At 64.6% G+C, this 24,807-nt stretch carries 30 protein-coding genes, 1 other RNA gene and 1 pseudogene; 16 read left to right on the top strand and 16 right to left on the bottom strand.

Going from position 1 to position 24,807, the window contains the following annotated elements; translation table 11 throughout:
- Window positions 1–12: 12 nt before the first annotated feature.
- Both FG486_RS10850 and prfB read right to left on the bottom strand, forming a co-directional pair.
- Window positions 13–750 carry a class I SAM-dependent methyltransferase gene (locus FG486_RS10850; RefSeq protein WP_181267501.1) on the bottom strand — a complete coding sequence of 246 codons (738 nt, stop codon included), beginning with the start codon at window positions 748–750 and terminating at the stop codon, window positions 13–15.
- Window positions 740–1,867: a peptide chain release factor 2 gene (gene prfB / locus FG486_RS10845; RefSeq protein ID WP_181267500.1), complete on the bottom strand. Its 1,128-nt coding sequence runs from the start codon at window positions 1,865–1,867 to the stop codon at window positions 740–742. Before prfB ends, FG486_RS10850 begins: the two co-directional genes overlap by 11 nt.
- 110 nt (window positions 1,868–1,977) lie before the next feature.
- Between prfB and aat the strand changes: the two genes are divergently transcribed.
- The gene (aat, locus tag FG486_RS10840; RefSeq protein WP_181267499.1) at window positions 1,978–2,808 is read left to right on the top strand and encodes a leucyl/phenylalanyl-tRNA--protein transferase; all 831 of its coding nucleotides are present in this window, start codon (window positions 1,978–1,980) and stop codon (window positions 2,806–2,808) included.
- A 35-nt stretch (window positions 2,809–2,843) separates the two neighbouring features.
- On the opposite strand, the pseudogene FG486_RS18180 reads toward aat, so the two are convergent.
- From FG486_RS18180 to FG486_RS10820, 4 genes and pseudogenes are all read right to left on the bottom strand, one after another.
- Window positions 2,844–3,026 (bottom strand): annotated as a pseudogene (locus tag FG486_RS18180) (DUF2155 domain-containing protein); the annotation flags it as partial.
- Window positions 3,027–3,277: 251 nt separating this feature from the next.
- Window positions 3,278–3,673 (bottom strand): NADH:ubiquinone oxidoreductase subunit NDUFA12, encoded by a 396-nt coding sequence (locus FG486_RS10830; RefSeq protein WP_023836434.1) that lies wholly within the window; start codon window positions 3,671–3,673, stop codon window positions 3,278–3,280.
- Between the two features lie 183 nt (window positions 3,674–3,856).
- Complete coding sequence (gene rpoH, locus FG486_RS10825; RefSeq protein ID WP_181267498.1) at window positions 3,857–4,762, bottom strand: RNA polymerase sigma factor RpoH; 906 nt, start codon at window positions 4,760–4,762, stop codon at window positions 3,857–3,859.
- A gap of 76 nt (window positions 4,763–4,838) precedes the next feature.
- Window positions 4,839–5,813, bottom strand: coding sequence for an RluA family pseudouridine synthase (locus FG486_RS10820; protein ID WP_181267497.1), 975 nt, complete (start codon window positions 5,811–5,813; stop codon window positions 4,839–4,841).
- Window positions 5,814–5,829: 16 nt separating this feature from the next.
- Here FG486_RS10820 and FG486_RS10815 point away from each other — a divergent pair, with 16 nt between their 5' ends.
- From FG486_RS10815 to rnpB, 10 genes are all read left to right on the top strand, one after another.
- Window positions 5,830–6,240 carry a M67 family metallopeptidase gene (locus FG486_RS10815; protein ID WP_181267496.1) on the top strand — a complete coding sequence of 137 codons (411 nt, stop codon included), beginning with the start codon at window positions 5,830–5,832 and terminating at the stop codon, window positions 6,238–6,240.
- A gap of 144 nt (window positions 6,241–6,384) precedes the next feature.
- Window positions 6,385–7,035: a histidine phosphotransferase family protein gene (locus FG486_RS10810; protein WP_181267495.1), complete on the top strand. Its 651-nt coding sequence runs from the start codon at window positions 6,385–6,387 to the stop codon at window positions 7,033–7,035.
- Window positions 7,036–7,116: 81 nt separating this feature from the next.
- Complete coding sequence (locus FG486_RS10805; protein WP_181267494.1) at window positions 7,117–9,495, top strand: chemotaxis protein CheA; 2,379 nt, start codon at window positions 7,117–7,119, stop codon at window positions 9,493–9,495.
- Window positions 9,492–9,926, top strand: coding sequence for a chemotaxis protein CheW (locus tag FG486_RS10800; protein WP_066278332.1), 435 nt, complete (start codon window positions 9,492–9,494; stop codon window positions 9,924–9,926). The genes FG486_RS10805 and FG486_RS10800 overlap by 4 nt, the downstream gene beginning before the upstream one ends.
- Window positions 9,927–10,036: 110 nt before the next feature.
- Window positions 10,037–10,402 carry a response regulator gene (locus tag FG486_RS10795; protein ID WP_181267493.1) on the top strand — a complete coding sequence of 122 codons (366 nt, stop codon included), beginning with the start codon at window positions 10,037–10,039 and terminating at the stop codon, window positions 10,400–10,402.
- 23 nt (window positions 10,403–10,425) lie between these two features.
- Window positions 10,426–11,523: a chemotaxis protein CheB gene (locus FG486_RS10790; RefSeq protein ID WP_137775314.1), complete on the top strand. Its 1,098-nt coding sequence runs from the start codon at window positions 10,426–10,428 to the stop codon at window positions 11,521–11,523.
- Window positions 11,520–12,389: a CheR family methyltransferase gene (locus FG486_RS10785; RefSeq protein WP_066278339.1), complete on the top strand. Its 870-nt coding sequence runs from the start codon at window positions 11,520–11,522 to the stop codon at window positions 12,387–12,389. Before FG486_RS10790 ends, FG486_RS10785 begins: the two co-directional genes overlap by 4 nt.
- A gap of 47 nt (window positions 12,390–12,436) precedes the next feature.
- Window positions 12,437–13,393: a DMT family transporter gene (locus FG486_RS10780; protein ID WP_241695693.1), complete on the top strand. Its 957-nt coding sequence runs from the start codon at window positions 12,437–12,439 to the stop codon at window positions 13,391–13,393.
- 47 nt (window positions 13,394–13,440) lie between these two features.
- Window positions 13,441–14,076 carry an N-acetylmuramoyl-L-alanine amidase gene (locus tag FG486_RS10775; protein WP_241695782.1) on the top strand — a complete coding sequence of 212 codons (636 nt, stop codon included), beginning with the start codon at window positions 13,441–13,443 and terminating at the stop codon, window positions 14,074–14,076.
- Between the two features lie 37 nt (window positions 14,077–14,113).
- Window positions 14,114–14,517, top strand: an RNA gene (gene rnpB / locus FG486_RS10770) — RNase P RNA component class A.
- A 68-nt stretch (window positions 14,518–14,585) separates the two neighbouring features.
- Here rnpB and FG486_RS10765 read toward each other — a convergent pair.
- Window positions 14,586–14,777, bottom strand: coding sequence for a hypothetical protein (locus FG486_RS10765; RefSeq protein ID WP_066279566.1), 192 nt, complete (start codon window positions 14,775–14,777; stop codon window positions 14,586–14,588).
- Window positions 14,778–14,960: 183 nt separating this feature from the next.
- Here FG486_RS10765 and FG486_RS10760 point away from each other — a divergent pair, with 183 nt between their 5' ends.
- Genes FG486_RS10760 through FG486_RS10750 form a run of 3 tightly spaced genes read left to right on the top strand, consistent with a single transcriptional unit; the run spans window position 14,961 to window position 17,667 of the window.
- Entirely contained in the window at window positions 14,961–16,775 is a 1,815-nt protein-coding gene (locus tag FG486_RS10760) for a caspase family protein (RefSeq protein WP_181267491.1), read from the top strand.
- Window positions 16,776–16,807: 32 nt separating this feature from the next.
- Window positions 16,808–17,341 carry a J domain-containing protein gene (locus tag FG486_RS10755; protein ID WP_066279570.1) on the top strand — a complete coding sequence of 178 codons (534 nt, stop codon included), beginning with the start codon at window positions 16,808–16,810 and terminating at the stop codon, window positions 17,339–17,341.
- Window positions 17,342–17,370: 29 nt separating this feature from the next.
- Window positions 17,371–17,667 (top strand): (2Fe-2S) ferredoxin domain-containing protein, encoded by a 297-nt coding sequence (locus tag FG486_RS10750; protein WP_181267490.1) that lies wholly within the window; start codon window positions 17,371–17,373, stop codon window positions 17,665–17,667.
- A 56-nt stretch (window positions 17,668–17,723) separates the two neighbouring features.
- On the opposite strand, the gene FG486_RS10745 is transcribed toward FG486_RS10750, so the two are convergent.
- On the bottom strand, window positions 17,724–18,104 hold the full coding sequence (locus FG486_RS10745) for a glycine zipper 2TM domain-containing protein (RefSeq protein ID WP_181267489.1): 381 nt from the start codon (window positions 18,102–18,104) through the stop codon (window positions 17,724–17,726).
- Between the two features lie 189 nt (window positions 18,105–18,293).
- Here FG486_RS10745 and FG486_RS10740 point away from each other — a divergent pair, with 189 nt between their 5' ends.
- Both FG486_RS10740 and rarD read left to right on the top strand, forming a co-directional pair.
- Entirely contained in the window at window positions 18,294–18,515 is a 222-nt protein-coding gene (locus FG486_RS10740; RefSeq protein WP_060977173.1) for a hypothetical protein, read from the top strand.
- A 9-nt stretch (window positions 18,516–18,524) separates the two neighbouring features.
- Window positions 18,525–19,433 carry an EamA family transporter RarD gene (gene rarD, locus FG486_RS10735; RefSeq protein WP_181267488.1) on the top strand — a complete coding sequence of 303 codons (909 nt, stop codon included), beginning with the start codon at window positions 18,525–18,527 and terminating at the stop codon, window positions 19,431–19,433.
- A gap of 108 nt (window positions 19,434–19,541) precedes the next feature.
- Here rarD and grxD read toward each other — a convergent pair whose 3' ends face one another.
- From grxD to leuC, 8 genes are all read right to left on the bottom strand, one after another.
- Window positions 19,542–19,874: a Grx4 family monothiol glutaredoxin gene (gene grxD, locus FG486_RS10730; protein ID WP_060977175.1), complete on the bottom strand. Its 333-nt coding sequence runs from the start codon at window positions 19,872–19,874 to the stop codon at window positions 19,542–19,544.
- Window positions 19,875–19,905: 31 nt separating this feature from the next.
- Entirely contained in the window at window positions 19,906–20,139 is a 234-nt protein-coding gene (locus FG486_RS10725; protein WP_023836414.1) for a BolA/IbaG family iron-sulfur metabolism protein, read from the bottom strand.
- A gap of 3 nt (window positions 20,140–20,142) precedes the next feature.
- Window positions 20,143–20,469 (bottom strand): DUF1476 domain-containing protein, encoded by a 327-nt coding sequence (locus tag FG486_RS10720; protein ID WP_060977285.1) that lies wholly within the window; start codon window positions 20,467–20,469, stop codon window positions 20,143–20,145.
- A gap of 90 nt (window positions 20,470–20,559) precedes the next feature.
- Entirely contained in the window at window positions 20,560–21,555 is a 996-nt protein-coding gene (locus FG486_RS10715) for an NADPH:quinone oxidoreductase family protein (protein ID WP_181267487.1), read from the bottom strand.
- A 119-nt stretch (window positions 21,556–21,674) separates the two neighbouring features.
- Window positions 21,675–22,268, bottom strand: a complete 594-nt coding sequence (gene leuD, locus FG486_RS10710) for a 3-isopropylmalate dehydratase small subunit (RefSeq protein WP_181267486.1) — start codon at window positions 22,266–22,268, stop codon at window positions 21,675–21,677.
- A complete protein-coding gene (locus FG486_RS10705) occupies window positions 22,255–22,440 on the bottom strand; it encodes a hypothetical protein (protein WP_060977178.1) in 186 nt (61 codons plus the stop codon). The genes leuD and FG486_RS10705 overlap by 14 nt, the downstream gene beginning before the upstream one ends.
- Before the next feature lie 4 nt (window positions 22,441–22,444).
- Window positions 22,445–23,278, bottom strand: a complete 834-nt coding sequence (locus FG486_RS10700; RefSeq protein WP_181267485.1) for an N-acyl homoserine lactonase family protein — start codon at window positions 23,276–23,278, stop codon at window positions 22,445–22,447.
- Window positions 23,279–23,353: 75 nt separating this feature from the next.
- Window positions 23,354–24,781, bottom strand: coding sequence for a 3-isopropylmalate dehydratase large subunit (gene leuC / locus FG486_RS10695; RefSeq protein ID WP_181267484.1), 1,428 nt, complete (start codon window positions 24,779–24,781; stop codon window positions 23,354–23,356).
- Window positions 24,782–24,807 lie beyond the last annotated feature (26 nt).

Below are 24,807 nucleotides of genomic sequence, written 5' to 3'. Positions count from 1 at the left end.
GCCGGTTACCTCTCAAGACCCGGGCTGATCGCAACCCCTGATCCTGCCCGGCTCCAGTGCCGGGCCAACCGCTTCGAACCGCGCGAAATAACCCGCGATGTCGGGCTTTTCGATGAACTCGACCAACTTGTAGCCCACCGCCTCGAACTCGCAGAACAAGAGCTTGGGCGGAATGCCGTGCCGGTTGGTCGGTCGGTCGACGTCGACCACGATCACCTGCCCGCCCTTTTTGAGCGCCGGCCGCAACCGCCAGATGAACGCATAGGGTTCGGTCACCTCATGATACATATGGACCATGAAGATGCGGTCGAAGCTGTTCTCGGGCAGGCGCGGATCGTCGATATCGCCGGGCTTGATCGAGACATTGTCGAGCCGCTCGCGCTCGACGCGCATGCCCAGCCGCTTGAGCGCCGCATCGTCGATATCCTGCGCCAGCACGCGGCCCTCAGCTCCCACGCGCTCGGCTAGGCGCACGGTATAATAGCCGTTGCCCGCGCCGATATCGGCCACGGTCATGCCCGGCGTGATCCCGGCCAGGTCCATGACCTTGGTCGCCTCGTTGCGGTCGTCGCGGGCTTCCTCGTTCGAGAATTCGTTGCTGACCACGCCCGCCACCGGGCGATCGGCGCGCGGGAAGGTACGCGCGGTCTCGGGTCGGTCGCTTTCGTCGCTGGCGGCCGGCTGACAGGCGGCGAGCACCGCCGTTGCCAGCAGCAACCACGCAAACCGACCCGGACGGTCAGTCGACATCTTCGACATCGACTTTCTCGCCGGTGACCTTCTGCGACAGTGCGGCCGCCATGAACGGATCGATCGCACCGTCGAGCACGTCGCCCGGCGAGGTCGAGGTCACGCCGGTGCGCAGGTCCTTGACCAGCTGATAGGGCTGGAGCACGTACGAGCGGATCTGGTGCCCCCAGCCGATCTCGGTCTTGGCGGCATATTCGCCCGAAGCCTCGGCCTCGCGCTTCTGCATTTCCGCCTCGTACATCCGCGCCTTGAGCATGTTCATCGCGGTGGCGCGGTTCTTGTGCTGCGACCGGTCATTCTGGCTGGCGACGATGATGCCCGAGGGAATGTGCGTGATGCGCACCGCGGAGTCGGTGGTGTTGACGTGCTGACCGCCCGCACCCGAGGCGCGATAGGTGTCGATCTTGAGATCGCTCTCCTTGATGTCGATCTCGAAGCTGTCGTCGATCACCGGATAGACCCAGACGCTCGAGAAGCTGGTATGCCGCCGCGCCGAGCTGTCATAGGGCGAGATGCGCACCAGCCGGTGCACGCCGCTTTCGGTCTTGGCCCAGCCATAGGCATTCTCGCCCTTGATGAGCAGCGTCGCGGACTTGATGCCCGCCTGTTCGCCCGCGTGATAATCGACCAGCTCGACCTTGTAGCCGCGCCGCTCGGCCCAGCGCGAATACATGCGCTGCAACATCTCGGCCCAGTCCTGGCTCTCGGTGCCGCCGGCCCCGGCATGGACTTCGAGATAGGTGTCGTAGCTGTCCGCCTCGCCCGCGAGCAGCGCCTGAACCTTGTCGCGCTCAGCGCGCTCGGAAAGCGCCTTCAGCGTCGCCAGCCCCTCGGCCACGGTCTCGTCATCGCCCTCGGCCTCGCCCAGTTCGACGAATTCGATCGCATCGGCCATTTCCTGGCTGATCTCGTCGACCGTGCCGATCGCCTGTTCCAGCCGCCGCCGCTCGCGCATCACCTCTTCTGCCGATTTGGGATCGTTCCACAGCGTCGGGTCCTCGACGCGCGCGTTGAGCTCGTCGAGGCGACGCAACGCGCGGTCCCAGTCCAGGAACTTGCGGACCAGCGCCAACGCGGCGTTGATGCTATCGATATGGGCCTGCCCTTCGGCACGCATGGGGGTCACTCCTGATTAAATCGTGCCGCGCTCTAGCCTATCGCCCGGCAATCGCAAAGCCCTGCGGATATGGTGATTGAACTTGGCCAGCGATAGCCTAGATTCGCAGGATGCACGGCACCCCCGGTCCGGTCACCATCGATCTCAACATGCTGATGCGGGCCTATGCCATCGGCATCTTCCCCATGGCCGATGCGCGCGACGATGTCGATGTCTTCTGGGTCGAGCCCGAAATGCGCGCAATCCTGCCGCTCGACGGCTTCCGCTTTTCCACCTCGCTGCGCAAGGCGGTGCGACAGGACCGGTTCACTGTCACCTGCAACCGCGCCTTTGCCAAGGTCATCGCGATGTGCGCCGAGTCAGCCCAGGGCCGCGAGCAGACCTGGATCAATCGCACCATCGAGGCGAGTTTCATCGCGCTGCACAATCAGGGACGCGCGCACAGCGTGGAATGCTGGCGCGAGGGCGAGCTGGTCGGCGGGCTCTACGGGGTAGAGATCGGCCGCGCGTTCTGCGGCGAGAGCATGTTCAGCCGCGCGACCGATGCCAGCAAGGTCGCGCTCGCCTGGCTGGTCGCGGCGATGCGCAAGGGCGGGCTGACATTGCTCGACTGCCAGTTCATCACCCCGCATCTCGCCTCGATGGGCGCGATCGAGCTGCCCCAGGGCGAGTATCTCAAGCTGCTGAACGAGGCGATCTGCGATTCGCCCTATGCGCCGCCGCGGGTACAACGGCCGCATCCGGTGATGCCGGGGCTTTATTCGGTATCAGTCGAGGGGGTCGCCGGGCCTGGCGCCGAATCGGGGCTGGTCGCGGGGTTTTCGGCACTGGCCGGAGCCGATGCGGTTGGCGCAGCCGACGAACCGCCCTTACCGGCTTCCTCGACCGGCGCATCTTCACCCGGATATTCCATCGCGCACTTCTTGACCCAGACGTCGTAGATCGGGTGCTCGACGACGTTGAGCGAGGGCGATTCCTTGAACACCCAGCCAGAGAACACGCGCTTCCACACCGGATCGGACGAGCGCGTGGCGCGCTCCTGAACCAGCAGCTGCACGAACGCGCCGGTTTCGGGCACCTGTTCCCAGGGCGCGGTGCGCTCGCAGGCCGAGAGGCGGACGATCGCATTGCCGACACGGCGCGATTCGCCCGGCTTCATTTCCAGATCGCGGGTTTCGCCGTTGCGCTTGTTGAGCAGCGCGATGGTCGCGACGCGCTGCGCCATGGGCGTAGCCTCGCCTGCCGCAGCCGCCTGGACCGGCGGCGGGGTGGAGGGGCGAAGCGCAACCTTCTTGGGGGCGGACTGCTGTCCGGACCTGAACAGCTGGTCGCCGAACTGCATCCAGCCATAGACGCCTGCCCCTGCGAGCGCGGCGACGACGATGAGAATGGCGAGGATTCGCCCGCGCGTCACGCCTCAGGCGTCCACGCTTCATAATCGCCGGTGGCAGCGGCGCGAACGCCGCCACGTTCCAGCGCGCCGGCAGGGCGATAAGCGGAAGGCGTGCCGGTCAGGTTGGGAACATAGTCCTTTTCCCAGATCCGCGGCGGCGGCAGATGGCTTTCGGGGATCGCATCATAGCTGTGATGCAGCCAGCCGTGCCATTCAGACGGAACGCGGCTCGCGTCGTTGGCGCCCTTGTACAGCACCCAGCGGCGCTCCTTCTGGCCCTTTTTGGGCTTGGAGCGGAAATAGGTGTTGCCCTGATGGTCTTCGCCGACCTTCTCACCGTTCAGCGCGCTGAACAGATGCGTTCCGACGGTCGCCCCGTCCCACCAGGTGAAGATTTTTGCCAATAGTCCCATGAGCGCCCGCTTAATGCCAAGCGACCGAAAGGGGAAGATGCTTTTGCACCGAAAAGACCGGGCAACACGCCTTTGCCGCTGCAGATAAAGGTGAAGCGGGATGGCAGGGCCATCCCGCTTCTATCCGTAGGTGCGACCCGTCAGGATAAGGTGACCAGGGCATTGCGGCCCCGGCAATCAGGTTCAGCCAGCCAGCGCCATCTGCTTGTCGGAAACAAGCCGGTGCATCGCCTTTTGCAGCTTCTCGAAGGCGCGCACCTCGATCTGGCGCACGCGCTCGCGGCTAACATTATAGACCTGGCTCAGCTCTTCCAGCGTCTTGGGGTCATCGACCAGACGCCGCTCGTTGAGAATGTGCCGCTCGCGCTCATTGAGCGATTCCATCGCTTCGCCGAGTAGCTTGTGGCGAATTTCGGCCTCCTGCGCATCGGCGACCGCAACATCCTGCAACGGTGCATCGTCGGTCAGCCAATCCATCCACTGACCGTCACCATCCTCGCGCACCGAAACGTTGAGCGAAGCATCGCCGCCCATCGCCATGCGGCGGTTCATGTTGACGACTTCGGTCTCCGACACGCCCAGCTTGGTCGCGATCGCCTTGACATCGTCGGGATGCAGATCGCCATCCTCGAACGCGCGCAGGTTGTTCTTCATCCGGCGAAGGTTGAAGAACAGCTTTTTCTGCGCGGCGGTGGTGCCCATCTTCACGAGGCTCCAGCTGCGCAGGATATATTCCTGGATCGACGCCTTGATCCACCACATCGCATAGGTGGCCAGGCGGAAGCCGCGATCGGGCTCGAATTTCTTCACGCCCTGCATCAGACCGATATTGCCTTCGGAAATCAGCTCGCTCACCGGCAGGCCATAGCCGCGATAGCCCATCGCGATCTTCGCCACGAGGCGCAGATGCGAGGTAACCAGCTGGGCAGCGGCCTCGGGATCCTGATGTTCCTGATAGCGCTTGGCCAGCATATATTCCTGCTCGGGCTTGAGCAGGGGATATTTGCGGATTTCGGTGAGGTAACGGTTCAGGCTGGCCTCTCCGCCAAGGGCGGGGATGGTGGCCGGGACACTACGGATCTCGCTCATTTTTTCCCTTTCTGCCAATCCGTTATGCGGGCCTCAATGGAGCGCCCGTCATGGGGATCGCATTTCGACTTGCAACCTAAACACGCAATCTATCCAAAAGTTCCGCCATGTCGGCCGGAATCGGACTAAAAAAGTCGCATTCAGATCCAGTCACCGGATGTATAAAGCCCAGCCGCTGGGCATGCAATGCCTGACGCCGGAAATCCGCCGCCCTGAGCAGATCGCGTAACGGCTTTGGTGGCCGGGAATAAAGCGGATCGCCGAGCAGCGCATGGCCGATGCTGGCCATGTGCACGCGCACCTGGTGTGTCCGCCCGGTCTCCAGCCGGCACTCGATCCGGGTCGCGTCCCTGAGCCGCTCCTCGGTGCTATAGTGGGTGACGGCATGCTTGCCCTTCCCCTCACCCACCAGCGCCATCTTCTTGCGGTCATGGTCGCTGCGGCCGATATTGCCGCGCACCGTACCATTGGCCGGATTGGGCCGCCCCTGCACGACCGCGACATAGCGCCGGTTGATCGAATGTTCGGCAAATTGTGCGGCAAGACCCAGATGCGCGGAATCGGTCTTGGCGACGACGAGCAGCCCTGAGGTATCCTTGTCGATCCGATGGACGATGCCTGGCCGCGCCACACCACCGATGCCCGAAAGCTGGCCCCGGCAGTGGTGCAGCAGCGCATTGACCAGTGTCCCATCGGCATGCCCCGCTGCCGGGTGCACCACCAGCCCCGCAGGCTTGTCGACCACCAGCAGATGCTCGTCCTCGAACACGATGTCGAGCGCGATGGCCTGCGCCTCGGCGTCGAGCGGCTGGGCCTGCGGCAGCGCGATCGCATAGGCCATGCCCGTGGCCAGCTTGACAGATGGCCGGTTGGCGATCCTGCCGCCCAGCGTCACCGCGCCTTCCAGGATCAGCGCCTTGATCCGCTCGCGCGACAGGTCGAGTTCGGCCTGGGCCAGCCCCGCATCGATGCGCAGACCTGCCGCGCTTTCGGGAATCGTGCCGGTCCTGACCTCGCCTGCCGAACTGGTACTGGATTGCCGGTCATTCATCGCTATCCTCTGGCCGATGCCGGTCCTGCTTTCAAGCGCGCTCCACCACCAGCTGCTGGCCGAGGCCGCAGCGGCATTCCCGCACGAATGCTGCGGACTGCTGTTCGGTTCACCTGATCGGATCGACGCGGCGCAGCCTTGCGCCAATGTCGCTGATGATCCGGCGCGCACCTTCGAAATCGATCCCGCAGCGCTGATCGCGGCCGAGCGGGTAGCACGCAGCGGCGGGAAACGCCTTGTGGGATATTATCATTCGCATCCCAATGGCCGCGCCGAGCCATCGCCGCGCGACGCCAGCGATGCCGCGCGCGACGACCGACTGTGGCTGATCGTTGCCGGCGACGGGATCACCGCCTGGCAAGCCTCAGCGCATGGGGCGCTGCACGGCGTGTTTGATCCCGTCGAAATCCTGCTGCCCGCCTCATGACCGGCTCGGTTGGACGTCCGCGTTACACGATGCTGCATTAAGGCTTGAACCCATGCGGCATTTTCGCCACATCGACCGCAAGCGGAATTGCCCCGTTATTTGCCCTTTTCTTTCCGATTATCGCCACAAGGCCAGCATCCCACCATGCCCAGCACCGCAGACATGAACGAAACCGAACTCGCCAGCCTGTTGTGCTCGCGACTGTGCCATGACCTGCTCAGCCCGATCGGCGCGATGAACAATGGCCTGGAACTGCTCGCCGACGAGACCGACCCGGAGATGCGCGCCCGATGCATCGAGTTGCTGAGCGACAGCGCACGCGCCTCTGCTAACAAGCTCAAGTTCTTCCGCCTCGCCTTTGGCGCAGCGGGAGGTTTTGGCGATAAGGTCGATGTCAGCGAGCCGCGCCAGCTGATCGAGGGCCTGGTCGCCGACAAGCCGCGTGTCGAGATGCAATGGCACGTGCCCAGCGCCATGCTCGCCAAGCCCGCGGTCAAGGTGCTCCTCAACCTCGCGCTGATCGGGCTCGATGGTCTGGTGCGCGGCGGGCAACTGATCATCGCGGCGGAAGAACAGGACGGCACGTGCGAAATCGCGGTCAACGCAACCGGCCCCAAGGTGGTGATCGATGAATCGCTGGTGGCAGCCTTGCAGGGCGATATCGGCGGCGCGGTGCTGAGCCCGCGCACCGCACCCGCGTTCATGATCGAGCGGATTGCCCGGTCGCATGGTGGCACCATCCAGCTTGCCGCTGCGCCGGAATCGCTGGTCATCGGCGCGATGCTGCGCGTCTGAGCCTTGAGCCCGGGTCGCACCGCAACCTGATCTTAACCATATTCGGCGCAAACCGTCCGCCAGCGCTTGCGGACGGTGACGATGGACGACCTAATTCAGGAATTTATTGCTGAGACCCGCGAAACGCTGGACGCGCTTGCCAGCGAGCTGGTGCTGTGGGAGCAGAACCCGCGCGACAGCGAGCGGCTCGATGCGATCTTCCGCTTCGTCCACACCGTCAAAGGCAGCTGCGGCTTTCTCAACCTTCCCCGTTTCGAGCGGCTGAGTCACGCGGCAGAGGACGTGCTGGCACAGGTGCGCGATGGCCGGCGCGATGCCTCGGCGCAACTGGTCGACGCGGTGCTCGCGGTGATCGACCAGATCGGCGAGCTGATCGTTGTCATGGAAACCGGCGAGGCGCTGCCCGACAGCACCGATGCCGACCTGATTGCTGCGCTCAACCGCGACATCGCTCCGCCCATGCCCGATCCGGACGTCGAGGACGTCGCCTTGCCATCGGAAACGGACCAGGCGCGCAGGCAGGCGGTTGTTCGGTCGATCCGCGTTCCGCTGGAGCTGATCGATCATCTGATGAACGGCGTGTCGGACATGGTGCTGGCGCGCAACGAAGTCGCCCGCTGCCTGCGCGACGAGCAGAACGGCACCACGCTGGAAAACGCTTTCGAGCGCCTCTCCGCCTGCATCGCCGACATGCGCGACGCCATCGGCCAGACGCGGATGCAGCGGATCGAGCGCATCTTTTCTCCGCTGCCCCGGCTGGTGCGCGATCTGTGCGCAGACCTCGGCAAGCAGGTCGATCTGCGCACATCTGGCAGCAATGTGGAGCTCGATCGCGAGATGATCGAGATGATCCGCGACCCGCTCACCCATATCATCCGCAACGCGATCGACCATGGCATCGAAACGCCCGCCGCGCGGCGGATTGTCGGCAAGCCCGAAACCGGGCGGCTGAGCATTGCCGCGCGCCAGTCGGGCAACCAGATCCTGATCGAGATCAGCGATGACGGCCGCGGAATCGATACCGAAAAGCTCGTTGCCCGCGCGCTGGCTGCGCGCATCCGCAATCCGTCCGAAGTCACGGGCCTTAGCGAACGCGCCCGGCTCGAACTGATCTTCGCGCCTGGGCTTTCCACCGCCGACCATGTCAGCGCCATTTCCGGGCGCGGCGTAGGCATGGACGTCGTCCGATCCAATATCGAGCGGATCGGCGGCTCGATCGATCTGGAAAACCAGCCGGGCCGGGGTCTTCGCGTGATCCTGCGCGTCCCGCTGACGCTCACGATCATTCCGTGTCTGACGGTGCGGGCCGGTGGGCAGGAATTCGCGATGCCGCGATCGGCGATCCGCGAGATCCTGTTCGACAGCAACAGCCAGGTGCGCATCCAGCAGGTCGGTGGCTGCGACCTTGCCTATCTTCGCGGCGAATGCCTGCCCTATGTTGCGCTGGAAACGCTGCTGGGACTGGATGTCGATCCGGAGCCGCAAGCGCGGCACCGCACGATCATTTCGGTCAACGCCGCATCGGACCTGCGCTATGCGCTGTCGGTCGAGGCGGTGATCGACCACGAGGAACTTGTGGTCCGTCCCGGCGCGCCCGTCATCATGGCCGATGGCCTCTACGCGGGCACCACCCTGCCCGACAATGGGCGGCCGATGCTGCTGCTCGACCCGCTGGGTCTGGCGCATCGCGCCCGCCTGAACGAAATGCCCAAGCCCGCGCAGGCCCTCGAGGAAGAGGAAGGCACATCACCGAAGATCGACGGCGGTTCGGCCTTGTTGTTCAAGGAACTAAGCGGCGAGTTGCGGTTGATCGCGCTGGCCGCGGTCGAGCGGGTCGAGGATGTCGACAGCACCCGGCTCGCCATGGCGGCAGGCCAGATGCGGCTGAGCATCGATGGCGAAAGCCGTGCCGTGATCGGCCTTTCGGCACGTCCCGAGGCCCCCTTCACCAAGTTGCTGCACCTCACCGATGGCCGCGTTCATGCGCTTTATGCCGTCGATGATGTCATCGATATCGTGCGGCTGCCCTCGCATGTCGAACCGGCGCCGCAGCCGGGCCTGATCGGCGGGGTCGCGCTGATCGGCGATCTGCAGCTCGAGGTGCTCGACGTGCACTGGATCTTCAGCATGCTGCCGGGCGCGGCCCCCGCCACCGACCGGCCCGTCTGCCGCCTGATCGGCGAGGACGATGCCTGGACGCGCAGCATTCTGGCACCGCTTGTGGCCGCGGCCGGCTATAACCCGGTCGTGGCGCGGCCCGGCGATGCGATTGACGGCGATGCCGCGATCAGCATCATCGTCGGCGACCTTCCCGTCGCCCCGTCCGCCGTCGGCGGTCAGGTCATCCGCCTGAGCGATACTCTGGCCTCCGCCAGCGCCGATGCGGACACCATCTACCGCTATGACCGCGCCGGCCTGCTGGGCCGCCTGATCGCGGGCCAGCAGAGGCAAAGCGCATGAAGGACCTCTTTCTCATCGCCATCATCGCGGGCGAGACGGTCGCATTCCCGTCCGAGCGGATCGACAGCGTCGTCAAGGTGCGCGAGTCGGTCCCGGTGCCGTCGGCCGCGCCGTTCATCTCGGGCCTGTTCGCGCTGCGCAGCCGGGTGCTGACGCTCATCGACTGCCAGTATTTCGTCACCGGCGAACCTGCCGAACTGATCCCCGGTCAACCCGCCATCGTGGTCAATATCGGCGGGTGCAGCTATGGCCTGCTGGTCGATGACGTGCTCGACGTCGTGCCGATCCGCACGGCGCCGCTGCCGCTTCCCAGCCAGCTGCCCGCAGGCTGGAGCGAAATCGGGCGCTCGCTGCTCGAGCATGAGAGCGAAACCCTGTTGCTCATCGATCCCGATTACATGGTCAATCCCGCCATGCGCCGCGCCGCCTGACCCGAAGCGGTGCATCCAAAATTCGAAAGCCTTTTCGCGCCGTTAAGCTGCTGCTTACCAATGGGCCATACATTCATCCGCAGCGCATGTGCCGCAGGGAGGCCGCTTTGATGAAAACGTGTCTGGTCGTCGATGACAGCAAGGTGATCCGCAAGGTTGCGCGGCACATTCTGGAAACGCTGGATTTTGCCGTGTCCGAAGCCGCCGATGGCAGCGAGGCGCTCGACCATTGCGGCAAATCGATGCCCGATGTCGTCCTGCTCGACTGGAACATGCCGGTCATGGGCGGCATGGAATTTCTCTGCGCGCTGCGCAAGGAAGAGGGCGGACAGCATCCCAAGGTCGTGTTCTGCACCACCGAGAACGGCCGGGGCCATATTCAGGCGGCCATCGAGGCGGGTGCCGACGAATATGTGATGAAGCCGTTCGATCGAGAGACGCTCCACAGCAAGCTGCAAATCGTCGGCTGCGCCTGAACCGCAGCGGAAGGAAAGCGGCCATGCCGGGGGCGGGACAGCAGGCGACAGCCCGAGCGGGATTTCACCGGGCGATGCCGCACGGTGCGCAAAGCCGCGTGCTGATCGTCGACGACAGCCTGGTCACCCGGTCGATCATCCAGCGCATCGTCGAATCGCTGTCGGGCTTCGAAGTGGCAGCGAGCGTGCCGTCGGCCGAAGCAGCGCTCGACTTTCTGACGCAGCACGGCGTCGACATCATCATCCTCGATATCGAGATGCCGAACCGTGACGGGCTCGACGCGCTGCCCGATCTGCTGCAGCGCAGTCAGCAGGCCTGTATCCTGGTGCTTTCGTCGCATTGCGGCGATGGCGCGCCGGCCAGCATTCGCGCGCTTGCGCTGGGTGCCAGCGACACCTTGTCCAAGCCCGACCGGCAATTCTACTCGCGCGAGTTCGTGGCCGCGCTGCACCAGCGCCTGCAACTGCTCGCCGATGGTCGCCGCTCCCGGCATGATCCGGTGCCGGTCGTGCTCGCCCGCCCCGCGCTCACTTTGTGTCCGCTGCAGTGTATCGCGATCGGTTCGTCCACCGGCGGCATTCCGGCCATCCACCAGCTGCTCACCGCGCTCGACCCGCGCGTCGATGCGCCGATCCTGATCACCCAGCACCTGCCGACCGATTTCATGCCGCATTTCGTGCGGCATATCGACGAACTGAAGCTGCGCCCGGTCAGCATGGCGGTTCAGGGCGCAAGGCTGCAGCGCGGCCATATCTACTGCGCGCCCGGCGATGCGCATCTGGGTCTGGAGAGAGCCGACGGCCAGGTGCGGATCAATCTGCTGCCCGACTGGCCCGCCAGCGCCTACAAGCCATCGGTCGATCCGATGATGCAGGCGGTGGCACGCTGGTTCGGCGCGAGCGGCGCCGGGGTGATGCTGAGCGGCATGGGATCGGACGGACTGGCAGGCGCACGTGCGCTCGCCGAACAGGGGGCTCCCGTTTACGTGCAGGATATAGAAACGAGTACCGTCTGGGGCATGCCCGGCAGCGTCGCGCGCGCAGGCCTGGCCAGCGTGATCCTGCCGCCCGCCGGGATAGCCGGGTTCATTGCCGATTGCTGGCTGGAGAGCGCAACATGATTCATGCCCAGCCCGCAGCCGATGCTACGCGCATCCTTGCCGGACTTCTGGAGACGCGGACCGGCCAGCAGATTGCGCCCAGCCGCTACTGGCGGATCCAGACCGCGCTCGCGCCGCTGCTCAAGCACCATGCCATTCCCGATCTCGACGCGCTCGTCGCGGTGCTCTCCGATCCCGAGAACGAGCGGCTGCTGCAGGAATCGCTCGAACTGATGCTCAACAACGAGAGCTTCTTCTTCCGCGACATCGCGCTGTTCGCGACACTGCGCAGCGAAGCCCTTCCCCAGCTGCGCGAGCGTCGCGCCGCGCGCAAGTCGCTGCGCATCTGGTGCGCGGGCTGTTCGACGGGACAGGAAGCCTATTCGGTCGCGATGCTGATCGATACCGACCGCGAGCTCTGGGATGGCTGGAACATCGAGATCGTCGGCACCGACATTTCCGCCTCGGTGATCGCCAAGGCAAGATCGGGCCGCTATACCCAGTTCGAAATCCAGCGCGGCCTATCGGTCGATTACATGCTGCGCTATTTCACCCAGGACGGCGAAGATTGGGTGATCGATCCGCGGCTGCAGCAGATGGTGCGCTTTCAGGAGGACAACATCCTCAAGCCTCGCACCGAAAAGGGCCGGTTCGACATCATCCTGTGCCGCAATGTGCTGATGTATTTTGCCCCCGAAACGCGCTCGATCGCCTATGCCAAGCTCGAACAGACGCTCGAGGACGACGGCCTGCTGATGCTGGGCGCTGCAGAAACGGTGATGGACCAGACCGCGCTGTTTTCCAGCGCGCGCGAGATGCGCGGGCTGCATTGCAAGGCGGTGCCGGGCCGCACCGGCCTGTCGGCGCTGCCCCCACCGCTCGCCTGATCGTTCGCAAGCGCAGCAAAATGCTGTTCTAGCCGGGCATTTGCCCTATGCCTGCGCGCATGCAGCCCGATTCGCACCTCCAGGACCTGCCCGAACGCGGCTTTGGCCGGCTCGACTGGGCCGTGGCGGTGATGATGATGCTGCTCTGGGGCTTCAACATCATCGCGATGAAATCGGCGGTAGACAGCGCAGGCGCCTTGCCCGGCGCGTTCCTGCGCCAGGCGATCGTCGCCCTCGTCTGCCTGCCGTTCCTGCGCATCGTGCCAGGGCGGATGAAGCTTATCGCGACGCTCGGCGTGCTCAGCGGCGGGCTGTTCTATGTCGCGGTCGGCCTGTCGCTCAAGGTCAGCAACAATGTCAGCGCGCTGGCGATTGCGGGTCAGCTCGGCGTGCCCTTCTCGCTGATTCTCGCGGTCATCTTCCTCAAGGAAAAGATCGGCATTCCGCGCCTGATCGGCATCGTGCTGGCGCTGTTCGGGGTGATGCTGCTGGTGTTCGATCCGGCGGCGGGCAAGGAACTGCCCGCGATCGCGATCTCCGCTGTCGGCAGCCTCATCTGGGCCACCGCGACGCTGATCCAGCGCAATCTGGGCGGTATCGGGGTGCTCAACATCAGCGGCTGGCTCGGGCTGATCGGCTCGCTCGTCATCCTGCCCTTTGCGCTGCTGCTCGAGCCCAATGGCATGGCCAAGCTGCCGCACCTCACCGCAGAAACCTATGCCTGGACCGCCTATGCCGCGATCGGGTCGAGCATCGGCGGTCATGGCGCAATGGTCTGGCTGCTGCAGCGGCACAGCGTCTCGACCGTGAGCCCGCTCACCATCCCCACCCCGGTCATTTCGGTCGCCTTTGCCACCTGGTGGTTCGGAACGCCGCTGACCTGGCTGATGATCGCGGGCGGATTGATCGCGCTCGTGGGCGTCTCTATCGTGGCCGTCCGCAATGCCCAGAAGGCACGCGAGCTCGCCAAGGCGCGGCTGATGAAGGAAGGGACCAGATCTTGATCGACACCCCGTCGCCGAATTTCGACGAGCGCAAGCTGCCGATCACCATGCTGGTGCTGCACTATACCGGGATGCAGGATGCGCCCTCGGCGATCGAATGGCTCGCCAATCCCGCGTCCAAGGTCTCCGCCCATTATGTCGTGACCGAGGACGGCCAGATCATCCGCATGGTCGACGAGGCTGACCGCGCCTGGCACGCGGGCCGTTCGCACTGGCGCGGGATCACCGATGTGAACAGCGCCAGCATCGGCATAGAGATCGTCAATCCCGGCCATGAATTCGGCTATCGGCCCTTTCCCGAAGAGCAGATGTCGGCGCTGATCCCGCTGGTCGCGGACATTGTCGACCGGTATAATATCCCGCGCGCCAATGTCGTCGGGCACAGCGACATCGCGCCTGCGCGCAAGCAGGACCCGGGCGAGCTGTTCGACTGGCAGCGGCTCGCGCGCGTGCGGCTGGCGCTACCGATCCCCGAGGGGCGGCTGGTCGATCCCTATTGGAGCGACGGCGCGTTCATGCTCGCGCTCGAGCGCTTCGGCTATGACATTTCCGACGGCAGGGCTGCGACCACCGCCTTCCAGCGCCGCTGGCGTCCGGGCACCATTACCGGCGAGATCGACGGCGAGTGCCGCGCGATCCTGTTCGCGCTGCTGCTCGACCGCGACGCCGGGCGCACGCGCTGATTGCGCTTCGCTCCGTTCCGCGCTAGGCCGCGCGCAGCCAGAGGGTCGGGCAGCCGCGGGTCATGCAAATGGCGCGAGGAAAGTCCGGGCTCCACGAAACAGGGATGCCGGGTAACGCCCGGCGGGGGAGACCCCAGGGACAGTGCAACAGAAAGCAGGTTGCCACAGGCTTCGGCCCGGTAACATTGAAAGGGTGCGGTAAGAGCGCACCGCGCGGCCGGCAACGGTTCGCGGCACGGTAAACCCCATCCGGAGCAAGACCGAATAGGGGCGGATTTGGCGATACGGTTTCCGCTTGCGGAGGCGCGTCCCAGGGGAGTTTCGGCCCCTTGCCGCCCGGGTTGGTTGCTTGAGCGGTGCAGCAATGCCCCGCCTAGAGGAATGGCTGCCCATGACCGGCAACGGTCAGGACAGAACCCGGCTTACAGACCCTCTGGCGATTTTCTGTAATTGCATGCGTATGGCGGATCAGGCGCACCGGATGCGGCGCTTCCGGGGCGGCGGTCCGCTCAGATCGAGGCGAGCACCAGCTTCGACGGCACCGAATAGTCGATCGCGGCCGGCGACTGTTCCAGCTCGTTCAGGTCACACTGCGCAAAATCCTGCGCCGCATCGCCACCGGCATAAGCCGTGGAGCCGAGCACGAACGTCGCCATCATCGCGATGGAGAGCATGGCTGCGAACATCAACTGGCGGCTCATTGGTGGCACTTCCCTGAAACGTCTTCAATTGCAATCTATGCTGCGAATGCGAGATAGATAGCAGGCAAGAGGTTTCAAGACCCTTAGCGTTCGACGAACGACATGGGGGAGCGATGAAGGGGCGGGCGCCGTTGCGCAATTGTCGCGCCGGCTGTAGTTTTCCTCCAGATCAGGGGGATCGCCATGGGGAAGCCTAAGTCGCTGGGTCACTTTCTGCTCGCCGGGGCAGCTCTGGCGCTGGTGGCCTTGGCGCCCTCATTAGCCTCCGCACAGACGCCTGCGGCCAAAATCGGCGCGGGGCGCAAGGAATGCGGCGCGGCTGCGCAGACGCAGCGGGTCGCGTTGCTCATCGGCAATGGCGGCTATGACGGGGCGGACTGGGATGGCCTGGCCAACGCACCCAATGATGTCGAGCGGCTGTGCGGCGTTTTCGCGAAAGCGGGGTTCCGGGTGATCCGGCTGGTCGACGTCGATGCTGTAACAGCGCGCAGGGCGGTCGAGGAATTCGCCACGCTCTCCGCCGCCGCTGACACCGCGCTGATCTATTATGCCGGTCATGGCTTCGAATTTGGCGGCGAGAACTATCTCGTCCCGGTCGATGCGCCGCGCCTCGCCAGCAAGAACGGCCTGGCCGAGCATTTCCTGCCACTCGATGCGCTGATGGGCGCGGCAAGAGCGAAGAGGTTCAACCTGTTCTTCCTCGATGCCTGCCGCTCCTTCGATGCGGTGGTCGAACTGACCGATCTCGACCCGGGCGGACGTGATGGCGCGGTGAGCACCATCGGCCTGCCGCGCGGCGGCAAGGGCGTGGTTTTCTATTCGACGGTCAAGGGCAGCCCAGCGCTGGACGACGCCCCGCCCGAGGCCGACGCGATCAGCCCATTCGCCGCCGCGATCGCCAAGTACAGCGCCACTCCGGGGCTGGAGCTCGACCAGTATCTCAAGATCGTCGCGCGCGATGTCGAGGAACGGACGCGCCCGGTCATCGATCCGGCACAATACCCGGTGCGCTACGGGCAGTTCCGCGAGGATTTCTTCCTGATGCCGCTGGAAGCAGGCAGCCCGGACGATTCCGTCGCCTCGCCCGGAGCCCCCGCCCCGCAGCGCCCGCGTGCCCGGACAGGCGCGATCCGCAGCGCACCGGGAGCCTTGCTCATGGCAATGCCGCAGACCGTCAATCTGCTCGCCGGATACACGCTCGACCGACTGGGCACCGAGGACGAACCTTATCTCGTCGCCGATCTGCTGACCAAGGCGAGCGTCCCTGCGCTGGTCAGTGCGGCGCAGGCAAACAACGATCCGGTCGCACAGTATCTGCTCGGCTATATGTTCGAGTTTGGCGTCGGGGTGCCCAGGGATCTCGCCGCTGCACGTACATGGCTGGAGCGATCGGCAGCGCAAGGACACCCGGCGGGCGAACTGGAGCTGGGCTATTATCTTCGCGCCCACGCGCCCGAAGAGGCTGCGCGCGCCCGCGAGCTTTACGAAATGGCGGCAGCGCAGGATTACGCCAAGGCCAAATCGCATCTCGGCGACTTGCTCATCGTCGAGTCACGCGGCGAGCGCGATCCCGTCAAGGTCGCCGCGCTCAAAGAACGAGCACGCAGCCTGTTCCAGCAGGCGGCGGACAAGGGACATCCGTTCGCGATGTTCGCTCTGGGCGCGCATATCGGTGATGCGGCCACAGCTTCCGCCATGCTCGATGCCCTTGCCGCCAAGGGCAATCGCGAGGGCGACCATTGGCTGTGCGAACTGGCCTATTTTCGCAATGACCTGGCAAGTGCCGATGCCGTGCGCCATTGCATGCGCGGCGCGAGCGGGGGCTTTGCCGGATCGCAATTTCTTCAAGCGCGACGCTATGCCGACGGTCTTGGTGTGCCCCGATCGCCGCGAGAAGCCGATTACTGGGCAAGGCTTGCCCTTTCGCACAAGGAACTGGACCCCGGCAGGCGCGCCGTGCTGGCGAGCATCGTTCTCCCCGAACGCGCAACCCCCTAGCCCTTCCCCGCTCGCACCGCTACATGCCGCACATGGCAGGCAGACGATCCACCGACTGGGGTTTTCCGCGATGGCGGGGCTATGGCGCTTCCCGCGAAGCGCAGCAGGTGCGGATGTGCGATCGGCATGGGTGCGATCAGCCGGGCAATTGCCCTGCGCCCAAATCGCCCAACAGCCGCGACCGCTGGTATTTCTGCGAACGCCACGCTGCCGAATATAACCAGGGCTGGGACTATTTCGCGGGCCTCGACAAGGAAGAGGCTGCGGCGCGCGCTGCCGAGGAACAGCGCGACAATTCGGGCTATCGCGAATCCGCTTTCCACGGCTGGACGGGCTCTGGCGACGGATCGCGCAGCCGCGACGAAATGCGCGCGCTCGACGTGCTCGAATGCGATGTGCATGCCGAGTTCGAAGAGGTGAAAAAGGCCTATCGTCGTCTCGCCAAGGCCAATCATCCCGATACCAACCAGGGCGACAAGGAAGCCGCCGCGCGCTTTCAGGCGATCCAGGCGGCCTATGCGGTGCTGCGCAGCGCCGAAGAGCGAAAGACCTGGAAGGGCGTGTAATCGCGCGCCCGCGTTCCTATCTGCCCCCCATGAAAACCGAAATCCGAGCCAACTGGTCGCATGCGCTGCTGGTGTGCAAGAAATGCCAGAAACGCGCCAAGGCCAGCTTCGGTCCCGAGGGCGACCGCTCGCTCGCCAAGGCGCTCAAGCGCCGCCTGCCCGCGGGCAAGGGCCGCAAAGCGCGGCTCGGCGTGGTCGAGGTGCCTTGCCTCGACATCTGCCCGAAAAAGGGCGTGGTGCTGATCGACACCCGCCATCCCGATCGCTGGCAGATCGTGCGTGAGAATGCCGATATCGATAGGCTCGCCGAAGACCTCAGCGCATAGCAAAAGGCCCCTCCCGTTGCCGGGAGAGGCCCTGCATCACCAGGGTAGTGGTGAAATCAGCGGCAGCGAACGTTGCCGCGGTCGATCTCGCGACCGATCGCTGCGCCGCCCAGGCCGCCGATCACGGCACCGAGGGTCTTGTCGCCGCGGCCTGCAATCGCGTTACCGGCCAGGGCGCCGACGCCTGCACCGACCAGAAGACCGGTCGTGCCATTGTCACGGCGGCAATAATAGCGACCGTCATTGCCGCGCCAGTAGCGGTTGCGGGCTTCGCGGCGGCCGTCACGACGACCCTCGCGATAGGCGCGGCGTTCGTCGCGACGCTGGAATTCGGCGGCATCCTGCGAATAGAAATTGGTCGAGACCGGCAGGGCGACCGGAGCAGCCGGCGCGGGGTTCAGAAACGCAGCGGCACTGGCAAGGGCAAGGTTCAACATGGTCTTTCTCCACAATTGGCTCCGGACGTTTGGCCCGGCTCGAACCTAACAACATTCATCCTCAAAGGCAGTTTCATGAACGGGAAACAACAAGCGCGATTCCGGTCTTTTCGCCGACGAAACGAGCCATTTCAGCGATGAACCGTGAAAACTCTTGCAACGAAGTGCTGTCTTATCCATATAAGACACATGCTGAACATCCTCTCCATCATCATCGGCCTTGTGGCACTTCTGCTGGCCATCCCCGCTTTCCTGCCACTGCTTGGCGCGCTCAACTGGCTGATCGTTCCGATCGCGCTGGTCGGCGTGCTGCTGGGCTTCCTGTCGAGCAGCAACACGGGTCGCAACCTGTGCCTGATCGTGCTGGTGGTCTGCATTATCCGGCTATCGCTGGGCGGCGGCATCCTCTAACGCGCCGCCATGAGCGGTGAAGCCAAGCGACTGAACGGCCTGCCCGAGGCGGTGGGCGCCTATACCATCTGGGGCTTCATGCCGCTGTTCTTTAAGCAGCTGCAGGGGATTTCCCCAGTGGAAATCGTCGCGCACCGCGTGATGTGGTCGGTATTGCTGGTGCTTGCCATCCTGTGGGCGCGCAGGTCGCTGCACGAATTCCTGACCGCCATCCGCGACCCGCGCACCCGCCGCTTCATGATCGCCAGCACCACGCTGATCGCGGCCAACTGGCTGATCTATATCTGGGCCATCACCAACCAGCATATTCTGGCGGGAAGCCTGGGCTATTACATCAACCCGCTGATCAATGTCGCACTGGGCGTGCTGTTCTTCAGCGAACGGATGAACCGAACCCAGCTGATCGCGATCACGCTGGCGGCGGCAGGCGTGCTGGTGCTGGCGAGCGAATCGCTCGCCTCGATCTGGATCAGCCTCTCGCTCGCGGGATCGTTCGGCCTGTATGGCATGGTACGCAAGATGGCGCCGGTCGGCTCGCTGCCGGGCCTCGCCTGCGAGACGGTGCTGCTGCTACCCTTTGCGATCGGTTATGCCCTTTGGGCCCATCTCTATGACCCGACACCGGGCTTCGGCTATTCGCCCTATACCGACGCGTTCCTGATCGCGGGCGGCGCGATCACCACCATTCCGCTGCTGCTGTTCGCGAGTGCCGCGCGCAAGATGCCGTTGTCGACCCTGGGCTTCGTCCAGTTCATCGGCCCGACGATCCAGTTCATGCTCGGCGTATTCGTCTATGACGAGCCGTTCACACGGGCGCACGCGATCTGCTTTGCGCTGATCTGGAGCGCGGTCGCGGTATTCTGTCTGGACGGGGTGCGTCGATCATGGGCGGCGCGGGTGGCTCAGCAAGCGGCCTGACCGTCATTCCCGCGAACGCGGGAATCCCGCTCAGACTTCGCGGCCGGTAAGGAAGCGGGACCCCCGCTTTCGCGGGGGTGACGTGGAAAAAGATCAGCGAACCAAGGCTCAGCCCGCTGAAACCAGGCCCTTTTCCTGCATCAGCGTCTGCAGTTCACCGGCTTCGAACATTTCCATCATGATGTCCGATCCGCCGATGAACTCGCCCTTCACATAGAGCTGGGGAATGGTGGGCCAGTCGGAGAATTCCTTGATGCCCTGGCGAACTTCCATATCCTGGAGCACGTCGACGCTCTCGTAATCCACCCCCAGATGGTCAAGAATGGCAACGGCGCGGCTGGAAAAGCCGCATTGCGGGAAGAGCGGCGTGCCCTTCATGAACAGAAGGACGTCGTTCGCTTTCACGATCTCGGCGATACGGGCCTGTGCGGTGTCGGTCATCGGGATGCTTCCTTGAATATGCAGATGACAATTAGCTGGGAAGCGCGGTGGTCAGTTGCAAGGCGTGGAGCTCACCGCCCATGCGCCCGCCGAGCGCGGCATAGACCGCGCGCGTGCGGGCAAGCCGCGTCATCGGGCGGAAGCTCTCCGCCACGACATGGGCGGCATAATGGTCGCCATCGCCCGCAAGATCGGTGATCGTGACCTCGGCATCGGGGATGCCCGCCTTGATCAGCGCCTCGATATCGGCAGCGGCCATCGGCATGGCTCAGTTCGCCTCTTCGATGAACTGGCGACGCGCTTCGGCCATCTTGGCTTCCAGCGCGGTGCGCACGCCCAGCTCGTCGATATCGACGCCAGCCGACACGAGATCGCCCAGCAGCTTGCGGATCACGTCCTCGTCGCCCGCTTCCTCGAAATCGGCCTGAACGACCGACTTGGCATAGGCCTCGGTCTCTTCCGGGGTAAGGCCCATCTGCTGCGCGGCCCAATGCCCGACCAGGCGGTTGCGGCGGGCAGTGATGCGGAACTGGAGGTCCTCGTCGGCGGCAAATTTGGCTTCGAATGCGCGTTCGCGATCATTGAAACTGGTCATGTCGATCCCTTGTTGATCATGCAGGTCTGACGCTAGCGCATAGGCCGAGCCAGGCGCAGCGGCAAGCGCCAAACCGCATGATTCCGCTGGTTACATCGTCACGACAAGCTTGCCGATTGCCTCGCGATTTTCAAGCTTCGCGATGGCCTTGGGCGCGTCGGCAAAGCTGAAGCTTTCCGAAATGCGCGGGGAGATCTTGCCCGCAGCCCACAGATCGAACAGCTCGGAGATATTGGCGGCATTGCGCTTAGGCTCGCGCGCGGCGAACGCACCCCAGAACACGCCGCAGACATCGCAGCTCTTCAGCAGCGTGAGGTTGAGCGGCAGCTTGGCGATCCCTGCAGGGAAACCGACGACGAGAAAGCGCCCCTCCCAGGCCATGGCGCGCACCGCCGGTTCGGAATAGTCGCCGCCGACCGCGTCATAGACGATGTCCGCGCCATTGGGACCGACGGCCTGCTTGAACGCATCGGCCAGGGCCTTGGACTGCGCCTTGTCAAAAGGCTGGCGTTCGTAGACCACGGTCTCGTCCGCGCCCGCCTCGCGCGCAGCCTTGGCCTTGTCCTCGCTCGACACCGCCGCGACGACACGTGCGCCATAGGCCTTGCCGAGTTCGACCGCTGCCAGGCCGACACCGCCTGCCGCACCCAGCACCAGCAGCGTATCGCCCGGCTTGATGTGCCCGCGATCCTTGAGCGCGTGGATCGAGGTGCCATAGGTCATCAGCAGCGATGCGCCCTGTTCGAAGCTGAACTGGTCGGGGAGCTTATAGGCTCCGGCGGCCGGAACCGCCTTTTTCTCGACCAGCCCGCCAAAGCCGGTGCCCGCGATCACGCGGTCGCCCACCGCCCAGCCGGTGACGCCCTCGCCCACCGCCTCGACGATGCCGGCAATCTCGCTGCCAGGCGCAAACGGGCGCTGGGGCTTGAGCTGATACATGTCCTTGATGATCAGCGCGTCGGGGAAGTTGATCGAGCAGGCCTTGACGGCGACCAGCAGCTCACCAGGGCCGGCCACCGGCGCGTCGACCTCGGTCATTTCCAGCGTTTCGGGGCCGCCTGCGGCGTTCGACAAAAGGGCTTTCATCTTAGGGCTCTCTCCAGTTGTTTGTGATTATTCCCCGTCACCCCCACGCAGGCGGGGGTCCCGCTTTATCCAATGCTCGGCGCGGAAGCGGGATTCCCGCGTTCGCGGGAATGACGAATTCATGCAGCTGCAGGCACCAGCCAGGGCTTTTCGCTCGCCAGCTTCGCCTCATAGGCGCTGATCGCGTCGGTCTTGGCCAGCGTCAGGCCGATCTCGTCCAGCCCCTGCATCAGGCAGGTCTTGCGGAACGGGTCGATCTCGAAGCTGAAACGGTCCTGAAACGGCGTGGTGACGGTCTGGCTTTCCAGATCGATATGGATCGGATCGGTCGCAGCGACCTCCATCAGCCGGTCGACCGCGTCCTGCGGCAGCACCACGGTGAGGATGCCGTTCTTGAACGCATTGCTCGAGAAGATATCCGAAAAGCTCGGCGCGATCACGGCGGTGATGCCAAGGTCGGCCAGCGCCCAGGCGGCATGTTCGCGGCTCGATCCGCAGCCGAAATTGTCGCCCGCGATCAGGATCGGCGCGCCGGCAAATTCAGGATCGTCGAACACATTGCCGGGCTCGGCCCGTACCGTCTCGAACGCTCCCTTGCCGAGCCCTTCGCGGCTGATGGTCTTCAGCCACTGCGCCGGGATGATGATATCGGTATCGACATTCTTGCGGCCGAAGGGGATGGCCCGGCCTTCCACACGATCAATCGGTTGCATGGGGTCCCTCGGTCGCTTCGGCACCGGGCTCTTCGGGCTTGGGAGCCGCGCCGGTCTTAGGCTTGGTGAACTGCTTGCCGACATAGAGCAATGCCGCTGCCAGCGCCGCCGATCCCACCGCCGCGCCTGCCATGGCGCCGCTGGACCAGCCGTTCTTCTTGTCCTTGGTCACTATCCTACTCCGCTGCCTGGGGAAATGCCGGCAATTTCTTGATGTCTGCCGGTTCGTGCTGAATGATCACTGTCGCACCCAGATTGTCGGCCAGTTTCTTGAACCGGTCAAGCGAAGCGAGCGTTTCAGCCCGATCGTAATTGAAGGTGGGCACGCCGTTGCTCTTATAGTTTTCGCTGAAATGCGCGAGATCGCCGGTGAGCAGCACCGGCTTTCTCTTCAGGCGCACCAGCAGCCCATTATGCCCCGGCGTGTGCCCAGGCAGCCGCAGCATTGTGACCGAGCCGTCGCCGAACACGTCCTTGTCGTTCGCCACCGCCTCGACCTTGCTGCCGCCCTTGATCCACGCCTCGAACGGCTTGGGGTCGGCGCCATAGGTAACGGGATCGGTGGTCACCACCTGCCAGTCGTTCTTGCCGACGAGCAGCGTCGCACCGGGAAAATCGGCGAGCTGACCGATATGGTCGAAATGATAATGGCTGACCGCGACATATTTGATCGAGGCGGGATCGACATTCAACGTCGCCAGCTGTTCCTTGATCGTAAGGGTCACGGTCGCGTCCATCGCGGCCTTGCTGTCGAGCGGCTTGCCCTTCATCGCGGCGGGCAGCCCCGTATCCCAGAGCATGTAGTCGCTGCCATGCTGGATCAGATAGCAGCTGCTCGCGAGCTGCTTCGACTTGCCGGTATAGGCCTTCGTATCCGAAAAGGCGTTGAGGTCATTGGCCGCGACCGTGCCACAATCGAGCCGCCACAACTTGACCTCGGCCTGCTGCGCAATTGCAGGACTGGAGGCGAGGCCGATCGAAATAGCCATAAGGCTCAACAATTTGCGCATATCATCTTGCTCCTGTCGTCAATAAGCCGCGCCGCAAGTCTCCGCATGTTGCGCGGATTTGGCAACGAGCTGCGATCACACCAGTTCGCGCACGTCCGCAAGACGACCGGTCACCGCAGCTGCTGCCGCCATGGCGGGGCTGACCAGATGCGTGCGGGCGCCCGGCCCCTGGCGGCCGACGAAATTGCGGTTGGACGTCGAGGCGCAGCGTTCGCCGCTCGGCACCTTGTCCGGGTTCATGCCGAGGCATGCCGAGCAGCCCGGCTCGCGCCACTCGAATCCCGCCTCGATGAAGATACGGTCGAGCCCCTCTTCTTCGGCTTGGCGCTTGACCAGGCCCGATCCGGGCACGACCAGCGCCGACTTGATGCCAGGCGCATTGCGGCGGCCCTTCAGCACTTCGGCGGCGGCGCGCAGATCCTCGATGCGGCTGTTGGTGCAGCTGCCGATGAAGATATGCTCGACCGGTACTTCGCTCAGCGGCGTACCCGCAGTGAGCCCCATATAATCGAGCGATTTCTGCGCCGCGGCGCGCTTCGAAGCATCGGCGAAGCTTTCGGGATCGGGGATGACGCCGGTGATCGGCACGACATCCTCCGGGCTCGTGCCCCAGGTGACCGAGGGCGCGACATCGGCGGCGTTGATGACGACCGACTTGTCGAACACCGCGCCGTCATCGGTGTGCAGCGTGCGCCAATAGGCGACCGCCGCGTCCCAATCGGCCCCCTTGGGCGCCATCGGACGGCCCTTGAGATAGGCGAAGGTGGTGTCGTCTGGCGCGATCAGCCCGGCGCGCGCGCCTGCCTCGATCGACATGTTCGATATCGTCAGACGCCCCTCGATCGACATCTGCTCGAAAACCTTGCCGCGATATTCGACGACATGGCCGGTGCCGCCCGCCGCGCCGATCTTGCCGATAATGTGCAGGATCAGGTCCTTGGGACTGACACCTGCTGGCAAGTCTCCCTCGACGCGGATTTCCATCGATTTCGAGCGCTTGAGCTGCAGTGTCTGCGTCGCCAGCACGTGCTCGACCTCGGAGGTGCCGATGCCGAACGCCAGCGCGCCGAGCGCGCCGTGCGCGGCGGTATGGCTGTCGCCGCAGACCATGGTGCAGCCGGGCAGCGTGAAGCCCTGTTCCGGCCCGATGACATGGACGATGCCCTGACGGATATCGGTGGCGCTGATATAGGGCACGCCGAACGCGGGCGCGTTGCGTTCCAGCGCCTCGAGCTGCGCGCGGCTTTCGGGATCGGCAATCGGGATGCGGTTGCCCTGGGCGTCGACGCGCGCGGTGGTGGGCACATTATGGTCGGGCACGGCGAGCGTCAGATCGGGCCGGCGCACCTTGCGCCCGGCCATGCGCAGTCCCTCGAACGCCTGCGGGCTAGTCACTTCGTGCACGAGATGGCGGTCGATGAAGATGATCGCGGTGCCATCGTCGCGCTGATCGACGACATGCGCGTCCCAGATTTTCTCGTACAGCGTTTTTGCCTGAGCCATCGTGCAGATTACCCCTTCAAACCGGT

The organism is Blastomonas ursincola (assembly GCF_013607875.1).
Classification (GTDB): domain Bacteria; phylum Pseudomonadota; class Alphaproteobacteria; order Sphingomonadales; family Sphingomonadaceae; genus Blastomonas; species Blastomonas ursincola.
Note: the sequence above shows the minus strand (reverse complement) of the source record. Positions and strands in the feature narration are given on the sequence as shown.

What these genes read in the sequence shown, in the direction of transcription:
- FG486_RS10850 (WP_181267501.1), bottom strand. Translation starts at nt 750, where the DNA reads ATGTCGACTGACCGTCCGGGTCGGTTTGCGTGGTTGCTGCTGGCAACG.
- prfB (WP_181267500.1), bottom strand. Translation starts at nt 1,867, where the DNA reads ATGCGTGCCGAAGGGCAGGCCCATATCGATAGCATCAACGCCGCGTTG.
- aat (WP_181267499.1), top strand. Translation starts at nt 1,978, where the DNA reads ATGCACGGCACCCCCGGTCCGGTCACCATCGATCTCAACATGCTGATG.
- FG486_RS10830 (WP_023836434.1), bottom strand. Translation starts at nt 3,673, where the DNA reads ATGGGACTATTGGCAAAAATCTTCACCTGGTGGGACGGGGCGACCGTC.
- rpoH (WP_181267498.1), bottom strand. Translation starts at nt 4,762, where the DNA reads ATGAGCGAGATCCGTAGTGTCCCGGCCACCATCCCCGCCCTTGGCGGA.
- FG486_RS10820 (WP_181267497.1), bottom strand. Translation starts at nt 5,813, where the DNA reads ATGAATGACCGGCAATCCAGTACCAGTTCGGCAGGCGAGGTCAGGACC.
- FG486_RS10815 (WP_181267496.1), top strand. Translation starts at nt 5,830, where the DNA reads ATGCCGGTCCTGCTTTCAAGCGCGCTCCACCACCAGCTGCTGGCCGAG.
- FG486_RS10810 (WP_181267495.1), top strand. Translation starts at nt 6,385, where the DNA reads ATGCCCAGCACCGCAGACATGAACGAAACCGAACTCGCCAGCCTGTTG.
- FG486_RS10805 (WP_181267494.1), top strand. Translation starts at nt 7,117, where the DNA reads ATGGACGACCTAATTCAGGAATTTATTGCTGAGACCCGCGAAACGCTG.
- FG486_RS10800 (WP_066278332.1), top strand. Translation starts at nt 9,492, where the DNA reads ATGAAGGACCTCTTTCTCATCGCCATCATCGCGGGCGAGACGGTCGCA.
- FG486_RS10795 (WP_181267493.1), top strand. Translation starts at nt 10,037, where the DNA reads ATGAAAACGTGTCTGGTCGTCGATGACAGCAAGGTGATCCGCAAGGTT.
- FG486_RS10790 (WP_137775314.1), top strand. Translation starts at nt 10,426, where the DNA reads ATGCCGGGGGCGGGACAGCAGGCGACAGCCCGAGCGGGATTTCACCGG.
- FG486_RS10785 (WP_066278339.1), top strand. Translation starts at nt 11,520, where the DNA reads ATGATTCATGCCCAGCCCGCAGCCGATGCTACGCGCATCCTTGCCGGA.
- FG486_RS10780 (WP_241695693.1), top strand. Translation starts at nt 12,437, where the DNA reads ATGCCTGCGCGCATGCAGCCCGATTCGCACCTCCAGGACCTGCCCGAA.
- FG486_RS10775 (WP_241695782.1), top strand. Translation starts at nt 13,441, where the DNA reads ATGCTGGTGCTGCACTATACCGGGATGCAGGATGCGCCCTCGGCGATC.
- FG486_RS10765 (WP_066279566.1), bottom strand. Translation starts at nt 14,777, where the DNA reads ATGAGCCGCCAGTTGATGTTCGCAGCCATGCTCTCCATCGCGATGATG.
- FG486_RS10760 (WP_181267491.1), top strand. Translation starts at nt 14,961, where the DNA reads ATGGGGAAGCCTAAGTCGCTGGGTCACTTTCTGCTCGCCGGGGCAGCT.
- FG486_RS10755 (WP_066279570.1), top strand. Translation starts at nt 16,808, where the DNA reads ATGGCAGGCAGACGATCCACCGACTGGGGTTTTCCGCGATGGCGGGGC.
- FG486_RS10750 (WP_181267490.1), top strand. Translation starts at nt 17,371, where the DNA reads ATGAAAACCGAAATCCGAGCCAACTGGTCGCATGCGCTGCTGGTGTGC.
- FG486_RS10745 (WP_181267489.1), bottom strand. Translation starts at nt 18,104, where the DNA reads ATGTTGAACCTTGCCCTTGCCAGTGCCGCTGCGTTTCTGAACCCCGCG.
- FG486_RS10740 (WP_060977173.1), top strand. Translation starts at nt 18,294, where the DNA reads ATGCTGAACATCCTCTCCATCATCATCGGCCTTGTGGCACTTCTGCTG.
- rarD (WP_181267488.1), top strand. Translation starts at nt 18,525, where the DNA reads ATGAGCGGTGAAGCCAAGCGACTGAACGGCCTGCCCGAGGCGGTGGGC.
- grxD (WP_060977175.1), bottom strand. Translation starts at nt 19,874, where the DNA reads ATGACCGACACCGCACAGGCCCGTATCGCCGAGATCGTGAAAGCGAAC.
- FG486_RS10725 (WP_023836414.1), bottom strand. Translation starts at nt 20,139, where the DNA reads ATGCCGATGGCCGCTGCCGATATCGAGGCGCTGATCAAGGCGGGCATC.
- FG486_RS10720 (WP_060977285.1), bottom strand. Translation starts at nt 20,469, where the DNA reads ATGACCAGTTTCAATGATCGCGAACGCGCATTCGAAGCCAAATTTGCC.
- FG486_RS10715 (WP_181267487.1), bottom strand. Translation starts at nt 21,555, where the DNA reads ATGAAAGCCCTTTTGTCGAACGCCGCAGGCGGCCCCGAAACGCTGGAA.
- leuD (WP_181267486.1), bottom strand. Translation starts at nt 22,268, where the DNA reads ATGCAACCGATTGATCGTGTGGAAGGCCGGGCCATCCCCTTCGGCCGC.
- FG486_RS10700 (WP_181267485.1), bottom strand. Translation starts at nt 23,278, where the DNA reads ATGCGCAAATTGTTGAGCCTTATGGCTATTTCGATCGGCCTCGCCTCC.
- leuC (WP_181267484.1), bottom strand. Translation starts at nt 24,781, where the DNA reads ATGGCTCAGGCAAAAACGCTGTACGAGAAAATCTGGGACGCGCATGTC.